General features: G+C 65.4%; 20 protein-coding genes and 1 pseudogene. 10 read left to right on the top strand and 11 right to left on the bottom strand.

Features of this window, described 5'->3' with window-relative positions:
* Positions 1-188 precede the first annotated feature (188 nt).
* Together P4826_RS19165 and P4826_RS19160 are read right to left on the bottom strand one after the other, a co-directional pair.
* Complete coding sequence (locus P4826_RS19165; protein WP_317701929.1) at positions 189-392, bottom strand: SlyX family protein; 204 nt, start codon at positions 390-392, stop codon at positions 189-191.
* Entirely contained in the window at positions 389-1,588 is a 1,200-nt protein-coding gene (locus P4826_RS19160) for an aminotransferase-like domain-containing protein (protein ID WP_317703805.1), read from the bottom strand. Before P4826_RS19160 ends, P4826_RS19165 begins: the two co-directional genes overlap by 4 nt.
* A gap of 90 nt (positions 1,589-1,678) precedes the next feature.
* Between P4826_RS19160 and nth the strand changes: the two genes are divergently transcribed.
* Complete coding sequence (gene nth / locus P4826_RS19155) at positions 1,679-2,317, top strand: endonuclease III (protein WP_317701928.1); 639 nt, start codon at positions 1,679-1,681, stop codon at positions 2,315-2,317.
* Between the two features lie 72 nt (positions 2,318-2,389).
* Here nth and P4826_RS19150 read toward each other — a convergent pair whose 3' ends face one another.
* The 7 genes from P4826_RS19150 to cbiB all read right to left on the bottom strand — a co-directional run bounded on the left by P4826_RS19150 (position 2,390) and on the right by cbiB (position 8,675).
* Positions 2,390-2,893: a macro domain-containing protein gene (locus tag P4826_RS19150; protein ID WP_317701927.1), complete on the bottom strand. Its 504-nt coding sequence runs from the start codon at positions 2,891-2,893 to the stop codon at positions 2,390-2,392.
* Positions 2,894-2,987: 94 nt separating this feature from the next.
* Positions 2,988-4,046 carry a nicotinate-nucleotide--dimethylbenzimidazole phosphoribosyltransferase gene (cobT, locus tag P4826_RS19145; RefSeq protein WP_317701926.1) on the bottom strand — a complete coding sequence of 353 codons (1,059 nt, stop codon included), beginning with the start codon at positions 4,044-4,046 and terminating at the stop codon, positions 2,988-2,990.
* Positions 4,047-4,271: 225 nt separating this feature from the next.
* The gene (locus P4826_RS19140; RefSeq protein WP_317701925.1) at positions 4,272-5,777 is read right to left on the bottom strand and encodes a cobyric acid synthase; all 1,506 of its coding nucleotides are present in this window, start codon (positions 5,775-5,777) and stop codon (positions 4,272-4,274) included.
* The gene (locus tag P4826_RS19135; protein WP_317701924.1) at positions 5,774-6,772 is read right to left on the bottom strand and encodes an aminotransferase class I/II-fold pyridoxal phosphate-dependent enzyme; all 999 of its coding nucleotides are present in this window, start codon (positions 6,770-6,772) and stop codon (positions 5,774-5,776) included. Before P4826_RS19135 ends, P4826_RS19140 begins: the two co-directional genes overlap by 4 nt.
* Positions 6,773-6,876: 104 nt before the next feature.
* Positions 6,877-7,302 (bottom strand): PIN domain-containing protein, encoded by a 426-nt coding sequence (locus P4826_RS19130; protein WP_317701923.1) that lies wholly within the window; start codon positions 7,300-7,302, stop codon positions 6,877-6,879.
* Positions 7,299-7,577 carry a type II toxin-antitoxin system Phd/YefM family antitoxin gene (locus tag P4826_RS19125; RefSeq protein WP_317701922.1) on the bottom strand — a complete coding sequence of 93 codons (279 nt, stop codon included), beginning with the start codon at positions 7,575-7,577 and terminating at the stop codon, positions 7,299-7,301. The genes P4826_RS19130 and P4826_RS19125 overlap by 4 nt, the downstream gene beginning before the upstream one ends.
* A 132-nt stretch (positions 7,578-7,709) precedes the next feature.
* Positions 7,710-8,675, bottom strand: coding sequence for an adenosylcobinamide-phosphate synthase CbiB (cbiB, locus tag P4826_RS19120; protein ID WP_317701921.1), 966 nt, complete (start codon positions 8,673-8,675; stop codon positions 7,710-7,712).
* Between the two features lie 129 nt (positions 8,676-8,804).
* Between cbiB and P4826_RS19115 the strand changes: the two genes are divergently transcribed.
* The 9 genes and pseudogenes from P4826_RS19115 to P4826_RS19080 all read left to right on the top strand — a co-directional run bounded on the left by P4826_RS19115 (position 8,805) and on the right by P4826_RS19080 (position 16,866).
* Entirely contained in the window at positions 8,805-9,401 is a 597-nt protein-coding gene (locus tag P4826_RS19115) for a GspH/FimT family pseudopilin (RefSeq protein WP_317701920.1), read from the top strand.
* Positions 9,401-10,069 (top strand): type IV pilus modification protein PilV, encoded by a 669-nt coding sequence (gene pilV / locus P4826_RS19110; RefSeq protein WP_317701919.1) that lies wholly within the window; start codon positions 9,401-9,403, stop codon positions 10,067-10,069. Before P4826_RS19115 ends, pilV begins: the two co-directional genes overlap by 1 nt.
* Position 10,070: 1 nt before the next feature.
* Positions 10,071-10,196 (top strand): annotated as a pseudogene (locus P4826_RS19755) (hypothetical protein); the annotation flags it as partial.
* A gap of 42 nt (positions 10,197-10,238) precedes the next feature.
* Complete coding sequence (locus tag P4826_RS19105; RefSeq protein WP_425605274.1) at positions 10,239-11,024, top strand: PilW family protein; 786 nt, start codon at positions 10,239-10,241, stop codon at positions 11,022-11,024.
* Between the two features lie 24 nt (positions 11,025-11,048).
* Positions 11,049-11,831, top strand: coding sequence for a pilus assembly PilX family protein (locus tag P4826_RS19100; RefSeq protein WP_317701918.1), 783 nt, complete (start codon positions 11,049-11,051; stop codon positions 11,829-11,831).
* A 90-nt stretch (positions 11,832-11,921) separates the two neighbouring features.
* Entirely contained in the window at positions 11,922-15,533 is a 3,612-nt protein-coding gene (locus tag P4826_RS19095; protein ID WP_317701917.1) for a pilus assembly protein, read from the top strand.
* 45 nt (positions 15,534-15,578) lie between these two features.
* Positions 15,579-15,995, top strand: coding sequence for a type IV pilin protein (locus P4826_RS19090; protein WP_317701916.1), 417 nt, complete (start codon positions 15,579-15,581; stop codon positions 15,993-15,995).
* Positions 15,996-16,040: 45 nt separating this feature from the next.
* Positions 16,041-16,634: a Uma2 family endonuclease gene (locus tag P4826_RS19085; RefSeq protein ID WP_317701915.1), complete on the top strand. Its 594-nt coding sequence runs from the start codon at positions 16,041-16,043 to the stop codon at positions 16,632-16,634.
* A 49-nt stretch (positions 16,635-16,683) separates the two neighbouring features.
* Positions 16,684-16,866, top strand: coding sequence for a hypothetical protein (locus P4826_RS19080; protein ID WP_317701914.1), 183 nt, complete (start codon positions 16,684-16,686; stop codon positions 16,864-16,866).
* Positions 16,867-16,879: 13 nt separating this feature from the next.
* Here P4826_RS19080 and P4826_RS19075 read toward each other — a convergent pair whose 3' ends face one another.
* On the bottom strand, positions 16,880-17,167 hold the full coding sequence (locus P4826_RS19075) for a DUF2249 domain-containing protein (RefSeq protein WP_317701913.1): 288 nt from the start codon (positions 17,165-17,167) through the stop codon (positions 16,880-16,882).
* 47 nt (positions 17,168-17,214) lie between these two features.
* Complete coding sequence (locus P4826_RS19070) at positions 17,215-18,411, bottom strand: NnrS family protein (protein ID WP_317701912.1); 1,197 nt, start codon at positions 18,409-18,411, stop codon at positions 17,215-17,217.
* Between the last annotated feature and the right edge of the window lie 71 nt (positions 18,412-18,482).

Genomic DNA, 18,482 nt, shown 5'->3' with positions numbered 1-18,482 from the left:
CGGGCGCTACAGGCCAATTTTCCTGACTATGTACATGTCGCAGATGCCCCTCACCCCTCCCTCTCCCCAAAGGGGCGAGGGCGACCGGTTGCGCCGGCTTTACTCCCTCTCCCTCTGGGAGAGGGTGGGGGTGAGGGCTCGCGGCCCAGTCTGAGGTATGCGCCTAGTCAGGCCAATTTTCTTCAAAATCAATAATGCGGCGGCAGCTCGTCGCGCAGGCTGCGTGCGCCGGTGCCGCCCTCGGGGCGCTGCTGGCGCAGCTCGGTCACGGCGCGCAGCAACCCGTCAATTTGCTGCTGCTGGCGGTAGATGGTCAGGTTCAGCTGATCCAGCAGATCCTCGGTGAAGGCGGCCTTGACCTCCAGCGCCTCCAGCCGCTCTTGCGTGCTCATGGCTGCGCCAGCGCCTGGCCCAGGTGCGCCACGCCCTCGCGGATCTTCGCCACGTCGGCCGTGGCGAAGGACAGGCGCAGCGTGGCCGGGTCCGGGTTGGCGCAAAAGAACGGCGCGCCCGGCACAAAGGCCACGCCCTTGGCGATGGCACGCTGGGCCAGCAGATTGCCATCCTGCACGGCGCCACCCGCACCGGTCAGGCGCGCCCAGACGAACAGGCCGCCCTGGGGCTGAACAAAGTCCACGGCCGCGCCCAGCTGGGCGCGCAGCGCGTCGCTCATGGCCTGGGCGCGCTCGGCATACACCGCACGCACATGGGCCAGCGTGGCCGGCATGCGCCCGACCTTGAGGTACTGCGCGGCCGTGGCCTGGGCGAAGGTGCTGGTGTGCGCGTCGGAAAACTGCTTGCACATGGTGGCTTTGGCCAGCAACTCGGGCGGGGCCATCAGCCAGCCCACGCGCAGGCCGGGCGAAAGCACCTTGGACAGTGACCCGCAATGCGCCAGCCAATCACGGCTGCCCGGCACCTGGGCCGACAAGGCCAGCAGGCTGGGGGGAGGAGCCGCACCAAAGTACAGGTCGCCATAGGGGTCGTCCTCGACGACCAGGGTCTGGTACTTGACGGCCAGCTCCAGCACCTTCTTGCGCCGCTCCAGGCTGAGCATGGCGCCGCTGGGGTTGCCGAAGGTGGGAATCAGGTAGACGAATTTGGGGCGGTGCTCGGCAATCAGGCGCTCCAGCTCGTCGGTCTTCACGCCATCGCCGTCGATGGGCGCGCTGATCAGTTCGGCGCCATACAGGCGAAAGCACTGGATGGTGGCGAGAAACGTCGGGCCTTCGACGATCACCTTGTCGCCAGGGTTGATCAGGGTCTTGCCCAGCAGATCCAGCGCCTGCTGGCTGCCGGTGGTGACGATGAGCTGCTCCGGCGCCACATCGCTCGCGCCCTTGGCCGCCATGAAGGCGGCGAGCTGCTCGCGCAGCGGCTGGTAGCCCTCGGTGGCGCCGTACTGCAGGGCGGCGCCGGGCTCCTCGGCCAGCGCACGCTGGCTGGCCGCGCTGATACCCTCCACGTCGAACATGGCGCTGTCCGGAAACCCCCCGGCAAAACTGATGATGCCGGGCTTGCCCAGCAGCTTGAAAAGCTCGCGGATGGCGGAGGTTTCTACGTTATTCAGACGGTCGGCAAAGGCAATGGGCATGGGTGCAATCCCTGTTGTGATGGCAAAACGGCAGGCCCGCATTGTCGCCAATTCACATCGCCGAGCCGGTGACAATGGCGCCCCATGAAGCCGCGCGACATAGAACCCTTCTTCGCCACCCTCAAGGCCGCCAACCCGCAGCCCAACACCGAACTGGAATACACCACGGTGTTCGAGCTGCTCTGCGCCGTGCTGCTCTCGGCCCAGGCCACCGACGTGGGCGTGAACAAGGCCACGCGCCGCTTGTTTCCGGTGGCGGGCACGCCGCAGGCCATGCTGGATCTGGGGCTGGAGCGCCTGGAGGGCTACATCAAGACCATAGGCCTGTACCCGACCAAGGCGCGCAACCTGCTGGCCACCTGCCGCATCCTGGTCGAGCAGCATGGCGGCCAGGTGCCACGCACGCGCGAGGCCCTTGAGGCCCTGCCCGGCGTGGGCCGCAAGACCGCCAACGTGGTGCTGAACGTGGCCTTCGGCCAGCCCACCATGGCGGTGGACACGCATATCTTTCGCGTGGGCAACCGCACCGGCCTGGCGCCGGGCAAGACTCCGTTGGAGGTGGAAAAACAACTACTGCGGCGCGTGCCGCGGGAGTACCTGGTGGACGCGCACCACTGGCTCATTTTGCTGGGGCGCTACGTCTGCCAGGCGCGCAAGCCGCGCTGCTGGGAATGCGCGGTGGCGCCGTATTGCGATTACCGGCCCAAGACGCCGGCGCCCTGAATACCCCCTTCCACCAACGGCCTGGCCCGCCAGGGCGGGCCAGGAATCAGCGCATCGCACGCCCCGGGGCGCTTACAGCCCTTCGTCGGCCTGCACATCCTTGCGATAGGTGCTGTAGACGATCACGGGGACGGCCAGATCGCCCAGGTACTGGGTGATCAGCGGCTTCACGTCGTCCCACGCCAGGCCACCCACGCCCGTGGCCAGGCGCGGCAGGGCCACGCTGGTGATGCCCTCTTGCCGCACGAACCTGGCCAGGCTTTGCAGGGCGGCGCGCACGTTCTCGACGCTGGCCTTGCCCGGCTTGGCACTGGGGCCCTGGCCCAGGGTGTTCTGGGTGACCAGATTCACGATGCGGCGCACGCCGCCGCCTTGCTGCACGCCCGCCCACGCCCACAGCTCGCCGGCCCCTATGGCCTTGGAATGGGTGTCATGGCGGTAGTCCTTGACCAGCGAGGGCCAGCGCTCGCGCAGCGCCAGGGCCAGGCCACTGTCAAAAGGGTCAAATGCCGAAATGCCGTGGGCAAGCAGGTCTGCCTTGCTGAGCAGGATATCGCCGGTAACTTCCTTGATCATTCGCTGTTCCTTTCAGTGACGGATACGGGTAATTCCTATTGCCCGCATCTCAAATGAACGGTAACGCGTTTTCCCGCCGGCAACTTGATACAGGTCAACCGCCACTCGGCCCATTCACCCCGGCGGACTCGAAGCTCGCCATCTCGCGCAACACGGCGCAGGCCGACACCAACAGCGGCCAGGCCAGCGCCGCACCCGAGCCCTCGCCCAGGCGCAGGCCCAGGTCGATCAGCGGATCGGCGCGCAGCACCTCCAGCAGATGGGCGTGGCCGCGCTCGCCCGAGCGGTGGGCAAACACGCAACGCTGCAGCACCTGGGGCGCCAGGCGCGCGGCCACCAGCACCGCCGCGCCGGTGATGAAGCCATCGACCACGATCACGCGGTGCTCGCTGGCTGCCTGCAGCACGGCGCCGGTGAGCGTGGCGACCTCGAAGCCGCCCAGGGCCGCCAGCGCCGCCAGGGGTTCGGTGGCCGTGGCGTTGGCATCCAGCGCCTGCTGCAGCACGGCCCGCTTGCGCGCGATGCCGGCCGGGTCCAGCCCCGTGCCCGCGCCCACGCAGTCGGCCAGCGGCACGCCACCCAAGCGCGCCAGCAGCAGCGAGGCCACCGAGGTGTTGCCTATGCCCATCTCGCCCAGCAGCAGCACGTTGCCCGGCATGTCGCGCACCATGGCCATGCCGTTGGCAAGGGCCTGGGCGCATTGCTCGCGCGTCATGGCCGGGCCCACGCTGGCGTCCTGCGTGCCGGCGGCAATGCGGCGGCTGACCAGGCGCGGCGCGCCGGGGGCGGTATCGCGCGCGGGAATGGCACGCGCCACGCCGCAGTCGGCCACCGTCAGCGCCAGGCCGTGCTGGCGCGCCAGCACGCTCACGGCGGCGCCGCCGGCCAGGAAGTTCTCCACCATCTGCCAGGTCACGTCGCTGGGGTAGGCCGACACGCCCCGCGCCGCCAGGCCGTGGTCGGCCGCGCACACCAGCATCTGCGGCGCATGCAGCGCGGGCGCCTCACTGCCCAGGATCAGGCCCAGGCGCAGCATCAGCGCCTCCAGCCGGCCCAGGGCGCCCAGGGGCTTGGTCTTGTGGTCGATCAGGAACTGCAGGCGCTCGGTCAGCGCTGCGTCGTTCAAGGGGGCGATTACGGGGAGGTTCAACATTCAATTACTCTTAAAACAATAGCTATCTGCGCTTGATAAACAAGCGTTACAGGCCAATTTCACCTGATTAGACACATGCGTCGGATAGCCGTCATTCCGGCGAATGCGGGAATCCAGGTACCTCGCGCTGGCAATAACCGTGGATTCCGGCTTTCGCCGGAATCACGCGGTGCTACTGCAGCGTGCTATCTGGGGCATGTCGCCAGTCAGGCAATTCCATTCAAATCAATCCAGGGCCAGGGCCTCGGGCGCAAACCACCACCCTACGCCCGCCGCCATGCGCTCGAACACCTGCTCCAGCGTGGGCGCGTCGGCGCCAAACAGTGCGCGCAGCACGGCGGCGTCCTCGAACAGGCCGTGCAGGTACAGCCCCAGCACGTTGCCGGCCGGGTTCTGCCAGGCCAGGCGGGGGATCAGCTCGCGCGCCACGTCGCCCTTGGCGGCCATGGCCGGGTGCTGGGCGGTCTGGCCGTGGTGGATCTCGTAGCCGGCGACCTCTACCCCGGCCAGCGCCGCCCAGGCGCCCCGCACCTCGCCAAAGCGCGCCCGGGTGTGGCGCACGGTCTTGCGCGCCTCGAAGCTGGTCACCAGCGGCAGCAGGCCCAGGCCAGGGCCGTTGCCGTCCACGCCCAGGGTGTCTATCAGCGCCTCACCCAGCATCTGCAGGCCGCCGCAGATGCCCAGCACGCGGCCGCCGCGCGCGGCATGCCGGGCAATCGCCGCATCCAGAGCCTGCGCGCGCAGCCAGGCCAGGTCGGCGGCCGTGGCCTTGGAGCCGGGCAGGATGATCCAGTCGGCGCCCTCCACGTCCGCCGGGCAGCGCGCCCAGGTGAGAAGCACGCCGGGGACGTTCTTCAAGGGCTGGAATTCGTCCAGATTGCTGATGCGCGGATAGGCTACGACGGCGATGCGCGTGTGCACCGCACCGCCGGCGGTAGCGGTGGCCATGTCGAATACGCCGTCCTCCTCGGGCAGGCCGTGGTTCCACTGCATGGGGATGGTGGCCACCACCGGCACGCCGGTCTTCTCCTGCAGCAGCTCGGGCGCGGGCGCCAGCAGCGCCGCGTCGCCACGGAACTTGTTGAGTACAAAGCCCTGGATCAAGGCGCGCTCATCGCCTGGCAGCAGTGCCCAGGTGCCGTACAAATGGGCAAACGCGCCGCCGCGGTCTATGTCGGTCACCAGCAGGCAGCGCGCGCCAGCGTGGCGCGCCACGCGCATGTTGACCACGTCGCTGTCATGCAGGTTGATCTCGGCCGGCGAGCCCGCGCCCTCGATGACCACCACGTCGTTCTCGGCGCGCAATTCATCCAGCGCCGCCGCGATCTGCGGCCAGACGCTGGCGCTGCGCCCGCGCCAGGGCATGGCCGACAGCTCATTGTTCACCTGCCCGAGCAGCACCACCTGGCTGTGCGTGTCGGCCTCGGGCTTGAGCAAGAGCGGGTTCATGCGCACGTCGGGCGCAGCGCGCGCGGCCAGGGCCTGGAAGTACTGCGCGCTGCCGATCTCGCCCCAGGCGCCAAAGGCGCCTGCCTCCCCGCCTGCGCCATCGGGCGTGGCCACCACGCGCGCGTTGTTGCTCATGTTCTGCGCCTTGAACGGCGCCACCTTCAACCCCTGGTTGCTGTAGTGGCGGCACAGGGCCGTGGCCAGCCAGCTCTTGCCGGCGCCGCTGCTGGTGCCCAGCACCATGATGGCCCGCGCCGGGCCGGGCAATGTCTTGTGCGTCATGGCGCCCATTGTCGCCATGCTGCGGCCAGGGCCCGCTGCGCAGCCGGCGCCAGCACGCCCAGGCGCACATGGCCGGCCAGGCCGAACGAGGCGCAGTCGCGCAGCTTGATGCCCTGCGCGCGCAGGGCCTGCAACGCGGCGGCCAGGTCTGGCACCGGCGGGCGGGCGGTGAAGAAGTTGGCCAGGCTGCCCGGCAGCACGGCCCAGCCCAGATCGGCGCACAACCGCAGCTGCGCCGCCTTCCACTGGCGCAAGGTGGCGAGCGACTGGGCCAGCCAATCCTGCGTGTCGGCCTGCACCCAGGCGCTGAGCAGCGCCACGCCATCCACCCCCAGCGGCCAGGACGGCGCCAGCGCCCGTAGCGCCGCAGCGCTGCCATCGGTCACGGCAGCGGCCGGCGCAATGGCATAGGCCGCGCGCACGCCCGTCAGGCCCAGGGCCTTGTTGGGCGACCACAGCTGCCAAACCCCTTCCGGCAGCGCCGTGGCCTGACCGTCCAGGCGCAGCGGGGCATAGGCGCAGTCGAGCACGCGCAGCGCGCCATCGCCCTGCCGTTGCACCCATGCGGCCAGCGCCGCATCCGCCATGCCCAGCGGGCTCGCGGGCTCGCAGGCCCAGTGCAGCGCGGGCGCCATGGCCTGCCCGGTGCCGCAATCCAAACCCCAGTTGCGCGCCGCGCGCGCATAGTCGCCATAGCCATGTGCCGGCGATACGGCGCGGCGCAGGCCGCTGCGCGCCGCATGGGCCGTGATGCGATGGATGAACTCGCTGGCACTGGCGGCGATCACGATGCGCTCGACGTCCACCCCATGAAAGCCCGCCAGCAACGCGCGCAGCCGGGTATAGGCCGGATCGGGGTAATGCTGGCGGTCGGCTTGCTGCAGCGCGGCAAAGGCCACGGGGCAAGGCCCGCAGGCATTGGCATTGGTGGAAAAGTCGTGTAACGGCACGCCCAGGGCGTCGGGGCCACCGTGCGCCGGGGCTTGGTCAGACATGGGCGGGCACTATAGCCAAGCGAATACAACACAAGAAACTGAAAAGCGCAGGTGCACCGTCCGGATCAAGCCTTGCTGCCGCTCCAATAGCGAGCCGGGTGGTGTTACACGTCGCCCAGATACAGCGCAACACGATCTGTAGTCCAGGTTGCGACACCGGTGCCAAAGAAATCGGCATCTTCCGTCCAGACGGGGCACCCCAAAACCATGGCGCAAGCCAACACCGGCCAATCGTCGGCATCCCGTGTCTTGATGCGCCGCAGTGCCTGCTGTTGCAGTCCGCCGTAGACCTCGACGTCCAGGGGATGAACAATGCGCTCCAGTGCATCAAGCACTTGCATAGCGGGGATGGGATCGACGCCACGTTTATCCAGCAGCGCCGGCAGGTATTTGCGCGCATCCGCATACGCCACATCGGGCGCGAAGAACTTGACCGTGGAGGCATGCGCCCGGATCAGTTCACGGACACGCTGGCCAAGCACCGCGCGGATCAGGATGTTCGCATCCAGAACAATGGCCGCGTCGTTCATTTGGCCCCGGCACCGGCGCCGGAAGTGCTCTTCTTTCGCGCCTTCTTGAAGTCGGTCACGATGTCCTCTACGTCCACGCCTTGCGCAGACAGCAGCTTGTCGAGTGACTGGCTGGCTTTCTGGAGCGCCACCAAATCCGCCTCGGCCTGGCCGTGTACAGGAATGAAGTAACCGACCGTCTGACCGTGGCGAGTCACCGCGACCGGGCTGTTCGCAGCGATGTACTCGGCCAGATCCGCACGAAATTCGCGAATTCCGACCTTTGTGGCTTCCATGGAGAAACTCCTGATTTGTGGATCAATGTGTACACATTTTAAGCAATACGACCTTCGCTGGCTATTACGCCGATAACGCACAGCGCAATCACACCTGACCCTGACACGCCAATAGTGCGCTGCGTGATTCCGCTATTTGAAGTGGGTGATTGACTCCAAGCCCACCACCGCCAACATCACCAGTGCCGCAATAGCCCTGGCCGCCAAGCGCAACGCCCGCTCCGCATCCCCCGCCAGCACCACCCGCCCCGCGGCATTCAGCACATACACCCCCGGCTTGGACAGCCGCACCCCCAGCGCCAGGGCCATCGCGCCCATGGGCCAGCCGCCATTGGGCGACGGCGTCACGCGCGCCTGCGTCCGCACATCGCGCCAGCGCACCGCGCCCAGCGCCGCCGCCCACAGCAGCAACGCCGTCAGCCGCGCCGGCAGCCACGACAGCACATCGTCGGCCCGCGCAGCCCATTTGCCAGCCCACTGCCAGTAGCGCCCGCCACGCATGCCGGGGTAGCCCCACATGGCATCGGCCGTATTGGCAAAGCGGTACAGCGCCGCGCCCGGCAGGCCCAGCAGCACAAACCAGAACAGCGGCGCGACCACCGAATCGCAGAGGTTCTCGGCCAGGGTCTCGATGGCGCTCTCGCGCACCGCCGTCTCGTCCAACTGTTGCACATCGCGGCTCACCAGCCAGGCCAGGCGCGCACGCCCGGCGGCCAGCGACTGCCCCAGGGCGGACTCCACTGCCAGCACCTCGTCACGCAACATGCGCCAGGCGAGCAGGGGCTTGAGCAGCAGCCCCAGCACCAGCGCCACGCCACAGGCCGGCAGATAGGCCCAGGCCAGCCACTGCAGGGCTGCAGCCAAAAACAAAACGATAGCTGCCAGCGCGCACCAAATAAGCGCTGCAAGCCAAAAAGACCATAAATCGCGCCCCGTAGCCCGGCCCGGCGCCAGACGCGCGCCGCAGGCGCCCAGCGCGCGCCCCATCCACACCACGGGGTGCAAGGGCGCGGGGGGCTCGCCCCAGAGGCGATCAATGACCAGGGCCAGCACAAGAGCCAGCGCCGGCACGGCAGCGTCCAAAGTCCAGAGCAACATGTAACAAGCCTACCGCGAATGGACTGCATCGATGCCCATGCGCGACACCGAAATGCCGCCTGTCGCGATTTCGACTCCGCTTGTCCGGCTGGTTACAGCACAGGATTCCGTTACAAGTAGCATCAAAGCATGCAACGTTCGCACACTCGTTACCTCCCGCGCACATGGCACGCCGGCGCCACGCCCATGCGCGGCTTCACGGCCATCGAGCTGATGGTGGTAGTGGCCATCATGGCCGTCCTCGCGGCGCTGGCGGCGCCGAGTTTCACGCCACTCATGGAAGGCTGGCGCGTACGCCAGGCAACCGAGGCTCTGCAGTCCACCATCTTTTACGCACGCTCCGAAGCCATCAAGCGCGGCGGGAACGTGGCGATACAGAAGCTTCCCAACAACACCGGCGGGTGCACCACGGCCACCACCAACCAGGACTGGGACTGCGGCTGGTTTGTATGCGCCGATACCAACGGCAACGGCGCATGCGACACCGGGGAACCGGAGCTGCGCCGCTATGAGTCGCCCGGCAACGTAGAGGTGTCGCGCACCGGCGGCGGTGCCAGCATCGAACTCAATCGCTGGGGTCTTGTAAATGGCGCCTGGCTTGGATTCAGCCTCGTTCCGCTGAACAAACCCACCACCAATGCGGCCGCACGCGGCGTCTGCATGAGTTTGGGTGGACGCGTCAGGATCATCCCGCCTGCGGCCATCCCCTGCACAGGTTCCACGTAATGAAGCACCCCACATCACACCGTCAGCGCGGTATCACCCTGATCGAATCCCTGGTTGCCATCGTCGTCGCTGCGCTCGGCATCCTGGGCATCCTGGGCGTACAGATGCGCACCCTGACCGACACCTCCACCTCGCTGCGCCGCGCCCAGGCTATCCGCCTGATCGAAGACCTCGGCGAGCGCATGCGGACCAACCCCAGCGCCCTGGCCAATTTGAATGCCTACGTCGCCAACTTCGCCGCCTCACCCAGCGTTGGCAGTTGCGCCAGCGGCTGCAATCTGACGCAACAGGCTGCCTACGACCTGGCCGTGTGGAAGAAGGCGGTTGGCGACACCCTTCCGGCCGGCAAGGTCAGCATCTTCGTGCCGCCAGCTGAAAGTGGGCTGGCTGCAGGACAAGGGCGGCAGCTCGGCGTAATGATTGCCTGGCGCGAGAACGAACGCTATGAACCTAACCCTGTCGCTGCCATTGCCTATAAGCAAAACATCGACGCCACCATGGTTCACGACTCCAGCGGCAACCTAATAAGCGGCGGCGGCACAACCACGGGCACCGACATCTGCCCTGCCGACCACACCTGCCACCTGCAGTACATCCCGGTCTCCTCGCGTTGCGCGCCCTACGCGCCCGGTAGTGCGGCGACCATGTACGTCTGCCCGGGAGCGTGAGATGACCATAAAAACTATAGCTTCCAACGCTTTATCCGCAAGCGCATCAGCCCAATATCACCCTCAGAAGGCGTTGCCACATCGCACGCAGCGCGGCGTCACGCTGCTCGAGCTGATGGTCGGCATTGCCATCGGCCTGCTGGTCGTGGCCGTGGCCTTGGGTGCGCTGATGGTCTCGCGCGGCATCTCCGGCACCGTCAGCGACGCCAGCGGCATCCAGCAACAGGGGGCCTACGCCATGCGCCTGTTTGGGCAACAACTGCGCCAGGCCGGCTCCCTGCGCCTGAACCGCAACCCGGGGACCGTCGTGGCCGCCGACCTCTATCTGGCCCCGGTTGCATTCGAGACCCAGGCCACCTCGGCAACGTCGCTCTACAGTTTCGATGCCGGCAAGTCAGAACAGATCGTCAGCGGCACAGCCGCCCCGGCGACCCTTGTCGTCGGCTATCGGCGCTACACCGACCCGTCATTCATCAATCCGATCGATCCGTCGCCTTCGCGCAACTGCCTGGGCGGTCCGGCGGACACCAGCAACCATGAGCGGCTGGAGAGTACTTTCTGGGTCAGCAGCAAGAGCGAGCTGCGCTGTGCCGGCAACCCGTCCACCGCACTGCCCACTCCCCCGACGGACGGCGACGGGCAACCCATACTGCAGAACGTCGCCAACTTCCAGGTGCGCTACCTGGTACAGAACAACGCAGCGGGCACCCCCACGCTCACCCAGGTCGATGCCAGCGGCGTCACCAACTGGGCCCAGGTGCAGGCGGTGGAGGTGTGCCTGGTGCTGTACGGCACCGAAGCCATGGATCTGCCGGCCGGCAGCAACTACACCGACTGCGACGGCACTGCTGTGGATATGAGCACCCTCACCGGCGTGCGCGCACGCCGCATGCATGTCCCCTTTCGCAACGTCTTCCAGCTGCGCAGCCAGGGGCTGATCGGAACAGTGCTGTAACCCCCGCTTGCCAGAAAAACCTTCATGCAACCCCTACCACACCACATCCCGGGCCAGCGCCAGCGCCAGCGCGGCGTGGCACTGTTTGTCGTCATCGTTTTCGTGATGCTGTCCATGCTGCTGGCGCTGTGGGCTTCGCGCACCTCGCTGTTCAATGAGTTGGTAGTGGGCAACGATGCCGACTACCAGCGCGCCTTCGAAGCCGCCCAGGCACTGCTGCAGGATGCAGAACTCGACATCCGCCGCGAGCTTCCAGATGGCACCGCGTGCAACATCGCCGGATGCCGGGATTTGGGCAGCGCACAGAAAATTCCGCTGTCCGCCCAGGAGGTCACCCCCCTGCTGGCCGACCTGGACGCACAGCCCACCAAGTGCCAGGACGGTCTGTGCGTCAAGCGCACCGGCCGACAGGACTTCTGGAACTACACCAGCGCCACCAGTCCCGCCCCCACCAATCTACAAGCCGATGAATTCAAGCTGGAAGACATGACCAAGGCCAACGTCGGCGCCCGCTACGGCGACTACACCGGCGCCACCGTAGGCAGTGCCAGCAGCCCCGCCAACCCCATCCTGGCAGACCGCAGCGCCGACAACCGCGGCGGCTGGTACTGGATCGAAGTCATGAACTACGACGAAAGCAGCAAGAACTCAGGCCTGATCGTTGGCGGCGCCACCACCGACAACCTGCTGCGTCTGAACCTGACGCCCAACGTGGTGTACCGCATCACCGCCCTGGCCTATGGGCGCAAGCCCGGCACCATGGCCGTGCTGCAGCAAACCTACGCCCGGCAAATACGCAAAGACTGAACCGCTACCGCTTATGTAGCAAGTCGTGATTGATCGAAGCACGCCACTGCCACATTTTTGCCATTAACCCATTGAACCAAGGAGCCAGCCATGGCCCGCACCGCTGCCCCTCGTTTTCGCAAAACCATGCTCGCCCTGGCGGCCGGCGCCGTTGTTGCACCCTGCAGTGCCTGGGCACTCAACCTGGCCGAGGCGCCGCCTGGAACGGTCGAACCCTATGTGCGCCCGAATGTCATCATCTCCGTGGATGACTCGGGGAGCATGGACTGGAAGGTCACCAACTCATGGACTGGCGACGCAACCATCACCACCCCCCTTGCCGACGGCACCTGGCCCATCGATGCCAAGCGCATCAACATCCTGAAATACGCACTCACGTCGATTTTTGACCCGACACACCCACAGTACGACCCAACGCTGTTGCCAGACAAAAAAATCCGCCTGGCATGGCAAACCATGTGGAACAACGGCAACTCCCCGGATGCGAAAAACGTTGACAGCGCAACCATGCGGCAAAACTCCATGCGCATCCTGGAGGGCAGCCATCGCAGCAATTTTCTGAGCTTCGTCAGCAGCATCAAGGCAACCAACGGCACCCCGTCTCACTTGATGTTCAGCCAGGCCGATGCCTATATGCGCCGGCCGCTCACGGTCAACAGCCCCTGGGCAAGCAACCCAGGCACCACGGACACACCGTACCTCGCCTGCAGGCGCAGCTATCACATCATGATGACCGACGGGCGTTGGAACGGTGCGGCGCTGTCAGTCCCGGACGCCAACAAGCGTGACAACACCACCAACCTGACCCTGCCAGACGGCATGGGGTATGGCGGCGCAAGCGCGGCTGACATCGCCAAGACAGCGCTTTACCGCGACAACCATAATGGAACCACCCTGGCCGACTGGGCGTTCTACAGCTGGGCAGTCCCCATGCAGACCGGCGGCATGACTGGCACGATGCAGACCCCAGCCGATTACAACAAGGCCCCGCCTACCGAAAATTTCGGCAAGGACAGCGCCAACAAGGATGCCATCCTTGAACGCTACTGGAACCCGCGCTACAACCCCGCCAGGTGGCCGCACATGGTCACCTACACCATCGGCTTCAGTAACGATGCCACCACCTGGCCGGGTGCATCCAATATCTTTGCCCCGGCCGCCAGCGACCGCTTGCCCTTCAAGTTCACGGGCAGCTTCCAGGATCTTGTGACTGGCACGAAAACCTGGCCCGTGATGGACAACGAGAACAAGCGCTCGCTGGATTTGTGGCACGCCGCGATCAACGGCAGGGGGCGGTTCTATGCGGTGACCAAGGGCGAGGATCTGGAGCAAGCCTTCCGCGACATTTTCGGCCAGATCAATACCGCCACCGCCCCCAACCTCAGCGCCAGCGCCACCAGCGGCTCCAACGTCTCAAGCAGCGAAGTCGGCAAATACACCGCTGGCTACGAACCCAACAAGTTCTGGAAGGGCACCATCACCGCAGACAAAGTCAAAAAGGACGGCACCACCTACCAAGACCCCAACTGGAATGGCAAGTCCACTGCAGACCTGCTTGACGCCGCAACCGTTGGCTCACGCCTGGTGTTGAGCTGGAGCGACAAGTGGACTGGAACCGCCTTTCAGGGCGGGGTTCCCTTTCAATGGGCGGCAGATGAAAGCAAGCTCAGCACCAGCCAAAAGCTGTGGCTGCAGAAAAACAGCAGCAACGTCGATGAGGGCGCCACCAAAGGCCAGCAGCGGCTGGATTACATCCGGGGTGACAGATCCCTGGAGGGGGTGGACCCCGGGGGCTATAGCGGATCCAAGCCCTTCCGCCAGCGCATGAGCATCCAGGGCGACATCATCAACTCCGACGTGTGGTACACCGGGGCACCTGCGGCCAACCATATGCTCAAAGGCTACACAGCCTTCGTGAAGTACCACAAGTCCCGCCCAGGCATGCTGTATGTCGGTGGCAACGACGGCATGCTGCACGGATTTGCAGCGTACGACGGACAAGAAAAACTCGCCTATGTGCCGCGCGGGGTCATTCCCACACTCACGTTGCTGACAGATCCGCAGTACAACAACAAGCACAAGTATTTCGTCGATGGTTCACCCATGACGGGCGACGTAGACCTCAACGGCGGCATGCAGGATCCCAACGATCCCAATTACGGCATCTACACCGCCAACTGGCGCACGCTGCTGGTAGGCACTCTGGGCCTGGGCGGCAAGGGTTACTTTGTGCTGGATGTCACCAACCCAAGCGCCAACAATCTGGGCAACGGAACCCCGGGGATGTCAGAGACCAATGCCGCGCAACTGGTCAAGCTCGATCGCACGCGCGGAGCCGGCGAATCTGCGCCCAATTGCGCCGTCCTCACGGGCGCGGAACAAGCCGCCTGCCTTCAAATAGTAGATGAAGACAAGGACATCGGCCACATAACGGCCCGCCCCGTGCGAGACGACAACGACAACATGCGCACCACGCAAATCACGCGCATGAACAACAACCGCTGGGCCGTGGTGCTGGGCAATGGCTACAACAGCGCCAACCAGCGCCCGGTGCTGTTGGTGCAGTACCTCGACGGCGCCAAGGAGTTGCTGCGCCTGCCCGTTACCACCGACAGTGCCGGTACCGGCAAGGCCGCGGACAACGGCCTGGCCTCGCCGCGTGTGGTGGACCTCAACGGCGATGGCCTTACCGACCTGGTCTATGCCGGTGACAACCAGGGAAATTTGTGGAAATTCGACCTGACCAGCCACAACCCCGCCAACTGGGCAGTGGCGTTTGGCGGCAAACCGCTATTCACGGCGCTGGGGCCCGCCGCGCTCAATGGCCCGCGCACCAAGGTTCAACCCATTGTTGCGGCGCCCACCGCAAGGGCCAATGACCGCAAAATGGAAGTGGGATCGCCCAAGCAAACCCTGAGCGTGGGCGGCATGATGGTGAGCTTTGGCACCGGCCGCAACATCACCACGAACGACCCCACCAACGCGGATGTGCAAACGCTGTACTCGGTGCTGGACAACACCCGTTACCGTCAGATCACCACGCCCCTGGGCAAGCGCCTTGAGGTGCATCTAGGCGCCGGCACCTGCCCTGGCACCAGTTGCATTCCTGCACCCACAGCACTGGGCGCCGGTGCTGCAACAGCCAAACTGGCCAAGCGCGAGTTCATCGATATCAACTTGGGCGACTATGGCGCCATCAAGGAAGTCGATGTTCTGTCCGAAAAGACCTGGGCCAACTGGAACGGCTGGTATCTGGACTTGCCAGCGGTTGGCGAGCGCCTGCTCAAACCGTTTGAGTTCTACGATTCCAGCAACCTGCTGACGGTGTGGTCGCAAGTGCCCGCCAAGGGATCAAATGCAAATCCCAACGTCGAAAGCTGTGACGTAGCCTCCGTGGACGGCGAACGCCAGTACCGCACCTTTGTCAACATCATGGATGGCAAGGCCCCGTCCATCGCCATCGTGGACAAGGACAAGAACGGGAAATTTGAACTGGGAACGCTTCTGAACCCGGGCGGTGACGCCATCACCGATGGCCCAAGCTTGATCAGCATCTCCCGTGCCAAGGTGACCGAAGGCCCGCACAGCATCATCAAGAAGGACAAATTTGAGAACGTGGACATTGACGCGAAGAACAACAAGGAGCACCTCGCCGCCATGCCTGAAGAATCCTTGCGCCCCAGCTGGCGTCAGATCCAGTGACGACCAATCCGACCTATGACACAAAAAATCAATACTCGCATCACCATGCGGCAACAAGGCTTCACCCTCATCGAGCTGATGATCGTGGTGGCCATCGTCGGCATCCTGTCGGCCATTGCCTACCCCAGCTATACCGAGTTCGTGCGCCGCGGCCACCGCGCCGATGCGCGTGCCGGGCTGCTGCAGGCGCAGCAGTGGCTGGAGCGGGCGGCGACCGCCACGGGTACCTACCCGACCACGCTGCCCACCGCGCTCACCTGGAGCGGCGACGCCAGCAAGCGTTATGACATTGCCTTTCAGGCGGGTAACACCAATGCAGCCTACACGCTCGAGGCAGCGCCAAAGGGCGCGCAGGCGGGCGACAAGTGCGGCACCTATACGCTGAGCAACACCGGGGTGCGTGGTGCCGATGGCAAAAAATCTTACGACGCCGGCTACAACCCGGACTGCTGGGGCAAGTAACCCCGCTCTTGTAGGATGGCAAGATCCATCCAAGGAGTACCGCACATGACTACCCCGACGCAGCCTCAAGCTCACACCAGCATCGAGGACTACCTTGAGGGTGAGCAGGGCGGTGACATCAAGCACGAATACCTGGCCGGGCAGGTCGTGGCCATGGGCGGCGCCAGTGACAAGCATGGCTTCATTGCTGGCTCCTTGTATGCAGCATTGCTGCCAGCGGCACGTCGCAAACACTGCCAGCTGTTCATTGCCGACATGAAGGTGCGCGTTGATCACGACACTGGCAGCTATTTCTATTACCCTGACCTGCTGCTGACCTGCGACCCGGACGACAAGGAGTCTCCGTACTACCGCCGCCATCCCTGCCTGCTGGTGGAAGTGCTATCGCCCAGCACCGAGCGCATCGACGCGCGCGAAAAGCTGTTTGCCTACCGCCTGCTGCCCAGCCTGTGCGAGTACCTGCTGCTGCGCCAGGATCGGTTGCAGGCCGACCTGTATCAACTCAATGACGAGGGTCGCTGGCAGCACAAGGTATTCACCCACCCAGATGACGCGCTGGCGCTGCGCAGCCTGGATGTTGCCGTGACCCTGCACAACGTGTATGCCGATGTGTCCGAGCTGCTGAGCCCCGCCGGCTGACAGGCTTGACCTGGTGATCTGGCCCAGTGAAATCTGAGGCTGTTGTTCAATGGGCTCGCCCCGCCAAGGCGCCCAGGCGCCATGGCGACTGCGGCAGCGCGGCTATCCCGCACGCATGCTGCCAGAGCGGCGCCTGGCCGAGCACCGCAGCGGTGCCAAGGACGGCCGCCACGGTGCGCACGCGGACTTGCACGCCAACTACAGCCGTGATGCTTGCCCCGTGCTCATTTGATTGACAAGCGGAATCAGCCGCAGGCACCGCCCGAGCAGCAGGAGCCTTCGACGCCATGCTTGGACGCCGCCTGCTTGCCGATCTGCACGCGCCACAGATCCGGGCCCTGTTGCAGATAAGTCCAGGCCACCTGGCCAGGTGCGCGGCCTTCAAGCTGCATGTGCAGGGGCACGGGGTTGTGGTCGTTCACGATCACGAAGGCCTCGCCGGTTTGCAGGGCGTCAAAGCGGGCAAACAGCTGCGCATGGCGCTCGTAGGGGGCGATGGTGCGCACGTCGATTTCGGCAACGGTGGAGCTCATGGTTCAACCTTTCAGGTAAAGAGTCGGAGAGAAAAAAGAAAAACGGCTCAGCCATCCTTGCCATCCAGGCGCGTTTGCGTGAGCCAGGGGGTGTAGATCACCAGATAGATCGCAAATGCCACGGCCCACAGGCAGGCTGCGGCCTCCACGGCGTAGGCATACCAGGCCGGCTGCAGGGCAGGCACCAGCACGCGCGCCACGGCGGCCAGCAGCACCAGTGCATAGGCCACCACCTCGCCGCGCGAGGCCAGCAAAGGCCGCCCGGTATGGCCACGCGCGGTGCGGGTGATCATGCCGATAATGAGCCCGCCAATCACGCCGATGGCAAATGCATGCACGGCCAGCGACACCCCCACCAGGCCCCATTGCGCCAGCGCCAGCAGCGCAAAGCCCATGGGCATCCAGGCGTAAGAGGCATGCAGAATCCACAGGATGGGACGCTTGAGCGTCACCCGCGGGTGCCACTGCCACAGCCGTGCGGCATGCAGCACTGCGGCCACGGCACTCAGCACGCCGACCAGCGGCGCGGGCGCGCCCAGCACCCACAGCGCCAGGGTGGCGGCCGTCACGGTGAGCAGCGTGAGTTCGAACCTGCGCGACACGTTGATGACCAGGCCTGGCGTGACGTTCTTGGTGAACATGGGCACCACGCGCCCGGTCATCACGCATATCACCATGATGACGAGCGCCAGCTGCGCATACAGCGGCGCCACGGCAGGCACGGCAATGGCGCCCAGCACCGACAGATGGAACACCAGATTGGCGATGGACATCAGCACCAGCAGCGACACCAGCGGAATGTTGCGCTTGTTGCCGGACTTGATGAGCACGCGCAGCAGCACCAGGGCCACGGCCGGCAGCAAGGCCATGTCCAGCCCCATGAACACCGGATACGGCGCCACCAGCGCCGCGATGCGCGCCGCCACCCACACCAGGGCCAGGGTGCCCAGCAGCGGCCCGCGTGCCGTCTCCAGCCCCGTCCAGGCCTTGACGGCCGTGAGCAGGAAGCCGGCGATCACCCCGGCGGCAAAGCCGAACAGCATCTCGTGCCCATGCCACAGCAGGGGCGAGAGCTCCAACTTCATGTCGAAGTAGCCCAGGAACACCGCCGCCCATACCGGTACCGAAAGGCAGGCCAGCAGGGCCGAGGCCAGATAGAAGGGCCTGAACCCCAGGCGCAGCACGGGCCAGCCCGGCAGCACTGCCGCAGGCTGGGGTTTATCGGAAATTTGGTGGAGTTGCATCACGAAACTTGAAACGTGGAAAACGCCCGGAACGGCAACCACTTATAAGTTTCATTTTACATGAATCTTTA

The organism is Diaphorobacter limosus, from assembly GCF_033100095.1.
In the GTDB taxonomy this organism is placed as follows: domain Bacteria; phylum Pseudomonadota; class Gammaproteobacteria; order Burkholderiales; family Burkholderiaceae_C; genus Alicycliphilus; species Alicycliphilus limosus.
Note: the sequence above shows the minus strand (reverse complement) of the source record. Positions and strands in the feature narration are given on the sequence as shown.